This window comes from Rhodococcus sp. CX (assembly GCF_015865005.1).
Lineage (GTDB): Bacteria > Actinomycetota > Actinomycetes > Mycobacteriales > Mycobacteriaceae > Rhodococcus.
In genome coordinates, this window is record NZ_JADZGH010000224.1 from 1 (window position 1) to 4,043 (window position 4,043).

General features: G+C 70.8%; 5 protein-coding genes. 1 reads left to right on the forward strand and 4 read right to left on the reverse strand.

All coding sequences use genetic code 11. The features are described 5' to 3' along the window. The coding region (locus I0Q12_RS24750; protein WP_231611373.1) for a hypothetical protein at positions 1–462 on the forward strand (462 nt) is incomplete at its 5' end. 85 nt (positions 463–547) lie between these two features. Here the strand turns inward: I0Q12_RS24750 and aroB are convergent. The 4 genes from aroB to I0Q12_RS24770 all read right to left on the reverse strand — a co-directional run. Continuing rightward, entirely contained in the window at positions 548–1,657 is a 1,110-nt protein-coding gene (gene aroB / locus I0Q12_RS24755) for a 3-dehydroquinate synthase (RefSeq protein WP_197255665.1), read from the reverse strand. Further along, positions 1,654–2,223, reverse strand: coding sequence for a shikimate kinase (locus I0Q12_RS24760; protein WP_197255666.1), 570 nt, complete (start codon positions 2,221–2,223; stop codon positions 1,654–1,656). Before I0Q12_RS24760 ends, aroB begins: the two co-directional genes overlap by 4 nt. Before the next feature lie 5 nt (positions 2,224–2,228). Further along, on the reverse strand, positions 2,229–3,416 hold the full coding sequence (gene aroC / locus I0Q12_RS24765) for a chorismate synthase (protein WP_197255671.1): 1,188 nt from the start codon (positions 3,414–3,416) through the stop codon (positions 2,229–2,231). Positions 3,417–3,464: 48 nt separating this feature from the next. After that, positions 3,465–4,043, reverse strand: a 579-nt coding sequence (locus tag I0Q12_RS24770; protein ID WP_307846506.1) for an A24 family peptidase, incomplete at its 5' end; no start/stop codon positions are given.

Genomic DNA, 4,043 nt, shown 5'->3' on the forward strand with positions numbered 1-4,043 from the left:
GCTCCGCCGATCAACACGCATCAGCCGGAAATCTCATCGACGGTGCGCGGCGGCACTACTGACACCGGGCCTGCCGGCGCTGTCTTCGAGGTGGTGCGTCGATCGCTCGGGACTGCCGTCGAAGCGTTGGAAAACCGCGTTCACCAGCTCGCCGGCGTGCAGAATCGCGGTGACCTGGCGAAAAAGATCCGGAAGTGGATCGACCCGCTTGTCGATGAAGTTGCGCACGGACGCGCGGGCATGAAAGCCGCGCTGGCAGGACTTCAGGCCGTTCTGGCGGGTAGGAATCCGGTGTGGGCTGCGATCAAAGGCCTGGTTGGAGGGTTGAGCCTCGAGGCCAAGATCGGGCTCGTTCTCGTGCTGTCCCTCACACTCCTGCTCGGGCCGGTGCTGCTCGTGGTCCTCTTGCTGGCACTTCTTGTCGCGGTGGTGGTCGCTGCGGTGCGAACCGGCACCGACTAGCGGCGGATCGGGTCCTCCGGTCGGCCATGGGGCAGTTCGACCGCCCCGTCGCGACCGGAGGACCTCACCGTGTCACAGCAGCGTGTCACAGCAGTACGGTGCCGGCGTCGGCCTTGCCCTGTTTGGCGACCTCGGAGTAGGCGGCGGCGAGCAGCGTCGGGTCCGGTCCCTCGAGCCGGCCCGGCTTGGCGAGACCGTCGAGGACGACGAACCGCAGCATTCCGGCGCGGTTCTTCTTGTCGGTCTGCATGCCCTTGTGCAGCTCGGCGAAGGCGGCGGCGTCGTAGGTGGTGGGCAGGCCCACCGCTTCGAGGATTGTCCGGTGCCGATCGGCGGTCGCGTCGTCGAGACGGCCGGCCAGCCGGCCCAGTTCCGCGGCGAACACGAGTCCGACGGAGACCGCGGCGCCGTGACGCCACCGGTACCGCTCGCGGCGCTCGATGGCGTGGCCGAGGGTGTGCCCGTAGTTGAGGATCTCGCGCAGGCTCGACTCGCGCAGATCCGCGGCGACGACCTTGGCCTTGACCTCGATGGAGCGGCGGATCAGTTCCGGCAGCACCGTGCCGGTCGGATCCAGCGCAGCCTGCGGGTCGGCCTCGATGAGGTCGAGGATCGTCGGGTCGGCGATGAAGCCGGTCTTGATGACCTCGGCCATGCCGGCGATGATCTCGTTGCGCGGCACGGTCTCGAGGGTCGCCAGGTCCACGAACACGGCGGACGGTTCGTGGAACACGCCGACCAGGTTCTTGCCCGCCTCGGTGTTGATGCCGGTCTTGCCGCCGACCGCGGCGTCGACCATCGCGAGCAGCGTCGTCGGGATGTGGAAGATGCGCACCCCGCGCATCCAGGTGCCGGCGACGAATCCGGCGAGGTCGGTGGCGGCGCCGCCGCCGAGCGAGACGATCGCGTCGCTGCGGGTCAGGCCGATGCGGCCGAGCACCTCCCAGCAGAACCCGGCGACCGCGAGATCCTTGCCGTCCTCGGCATCGGGGATCTCCACGCGGTGCGCATCGATTCCCTTCTCTGCGAGCACTTCCCGCAGTGCCTCGGCCGTCGCTTCGAGCGGCGGCTGGTGGAAGATCGCGACGGTGCGGGTGCCTGTGAGGGTGTCGACGATGTCACCGAGCAGGCCCCGGCCGATGATCACCGGGTAGGGCTGGGCGGTCTGGACGTCGACACGTACCGGTTCGGTCACGGTGTGGTGCTCCGCTTCTCTGCGCTGGTGGACGTGCTCGCGGTGGCGCCGGCAGCGGCTTCCGCCTCGAGCTTGGTGATCAGGTACTGGACGACGCGGCCCGGACTGCGGCCGTCGGTCCGGACCCGGATGGTCGCGGCCTGCCGGTACAGCGGGCGACGTCGACGCATCAGCTCCCGGTACTTCTTGGCCGGATCGTCCCCCGCGAGCAGGGGGCGGCCGGCGCCCGTGCCGGTGCGGCGCAGACCTTCGGCGATGCTGATCTCGAGATAGATCACTGTGTGCCCGGCGAGCCGCTTGCGGGTGCGCTCGGACAGGATCGCCCCGCCACCCAGGGAGACGATGCCCTCCTGTTGCGCGAGGGCATCGGCGACGACGCGTTCCTCGATCTCCCGGAACGCCGGCTCGCCGTCCTCGGAGAAGATCTCGGGGATGGTGCGGCCGGTGACGCGTTCGATCTCGGCGTCGGTGTCGAGCAGCGGCAATTCGAGCGCCTGGGCCAGGCGCCGACCGATCGTCGACTTTCCGGCGCCGGGCGGCCCGATCAGTACGGCGCGTGGCCTCATGACAGTCACCGCGGCGGACGCGCCGCGATGCCCTTCATGTAGTGGTCGGCGTTGCTGCGGGTCTCGGCGAGCGAGTCGCCACCGAACTTCTCGAGCGCGGCCTGCGCGACGACCAGCGCGACCATCGCCTCGGCGACGACACCGGCGGCGGGAACGGCGCACACGTCGGACCGCTGGTGGATCGCAACCGCTTCCTCACCGGTGGTCATGTCGACGGTGGACAGGGCACGCGGGACGGTGGAGATCGGCTTCATCGCCGCGCGCACACGCAGCGCCTCGCCGTTGGTCATGCCGCCTTCGATGCCGCCGGCGCGGTTCGACGAACGCAGCACACCGTCCGGGCCGGGCTTCATCTCGTCGTGGGCGGCGCTGCCGCGGCGGCGGGCGGTCTCGAAGCCGTCGCCGACCTCGACGCCCTTGATCGCCTGGATGCCCATGAGGGCCGCGGCGAGCCGCGCGTCGAGGCGGTCGGCGCCGCTGACGAACGATCCCAGGCCGACGGGCAGGCCGTGAACGACGACCTCCACGACGCCGCCGAGGGTGTCGCCGTCGCGCTTGGCGGCATCGATCTCGGCGATCATGGACTCTTCGGCGGCCTTGTCGAACGCGCGCACCGGGCTCGCGTCGATGGCCGCGAGGTCCGCGGCGGTCGGTTCCGCACCCACGTACGGCTCGGAGGCGCCGATGGAGATGACGTGGGAGATGACCTCGGCGCCGAACACCTGGCGCAGGAAGTTGCGGGCGACGGTGCCGGCGGCGACACGGGCCGCGGTTTCGCGGGCGCTGGCGCGTTCGAGCACCGGGCGGGCGTCGTCGAAGCCGTACTTGAGCATGCCCGAGTAGTCGGCGTGGCCGGGGCGCGGACGGGTCAGCGGCGCGTTGCGGGCCTGACCGGCGAGTGCCTCGGCGTCGACCGGGTCGGCGGACATGATGGTTTCCCACTTGGGCCATTCGGTGTTGCCGACCTCGATGGCGACGGGACCGCCGAGGGTGAGTCCGTGGCGCACCCCGCCGATGATGGTGACCTTGTCGGCCTCGAACTTCATGCGCGCGCCGCGTCCGTAGCCGAGGCGGCGGCGGGCGAGCTGCTCCGAGATGTCGTTCGACGTCACCTCGACACCGGCGACCATCCCCTCGAGCATCGCGACGAGGGCGGGACCATGGGATTCTCCAGCAGTTATCCAGCGCAGCACACCGCATATCCTTCCATGCCCGATCGGGTTGTCGTGACAGTGGTCCGCTCAGGCGGTTGTGAGGAGCGCGAGCACGGTGAACGCGCACATCGACGGGCCGTGCGGAACGAGCACCGGCCCGGCTTCGGTCCGCCACTGCTGCACCACCCGCATCACCAGTCCCGCGGTGGCGGTGAGCAGCGGTGGACCTACCGCGACGCACAGCCACGCCGCCGGTCCTGCGGCCCCCGCGGCGGCGCCCACACCGACCGCGAGTTTGACGTCCCCGGCACCCAGCGACCGCGGCGAGACGAGGTGGGCGAGCAGCATCGGCCCGGCGAGCAGACCCGCGCCGACGAGCGCCGCGCGCCCCTGCCCGGTCGCCGCCGCGAGCGTCACGATCACTGCCGCACCGGGTCCGGTGAGAACGTTCGGGAGCCGTCGCTCGAGCAGATCGACGACGCTCAGGCACACGCACCACCAGATCAGCGAAGCGAGTGCGAGGGCCTCGACCGGACCCGAGCCGGATACCGCCGCAACCAGACTCCCGGCCACGCACGTCGCCTCGCAGACGGCGCGTGCCGGCGGGCGCCCGGCGAGGTGGGTCGTCAGGTGTCGGGCTCCGAGTCCGGCGACGAGCCCCGCCAC

What these genes read in the sequence shown, in the direction of transcription:
- I0Q12_RS24760 (WP_197255666.1), bottom strand. Translation starts at nt 2,223, where the DNA reads ATGAGGCCACGCGCCGTACTGATCGGGCCGCCCGGCGCCGGAAAGTCG.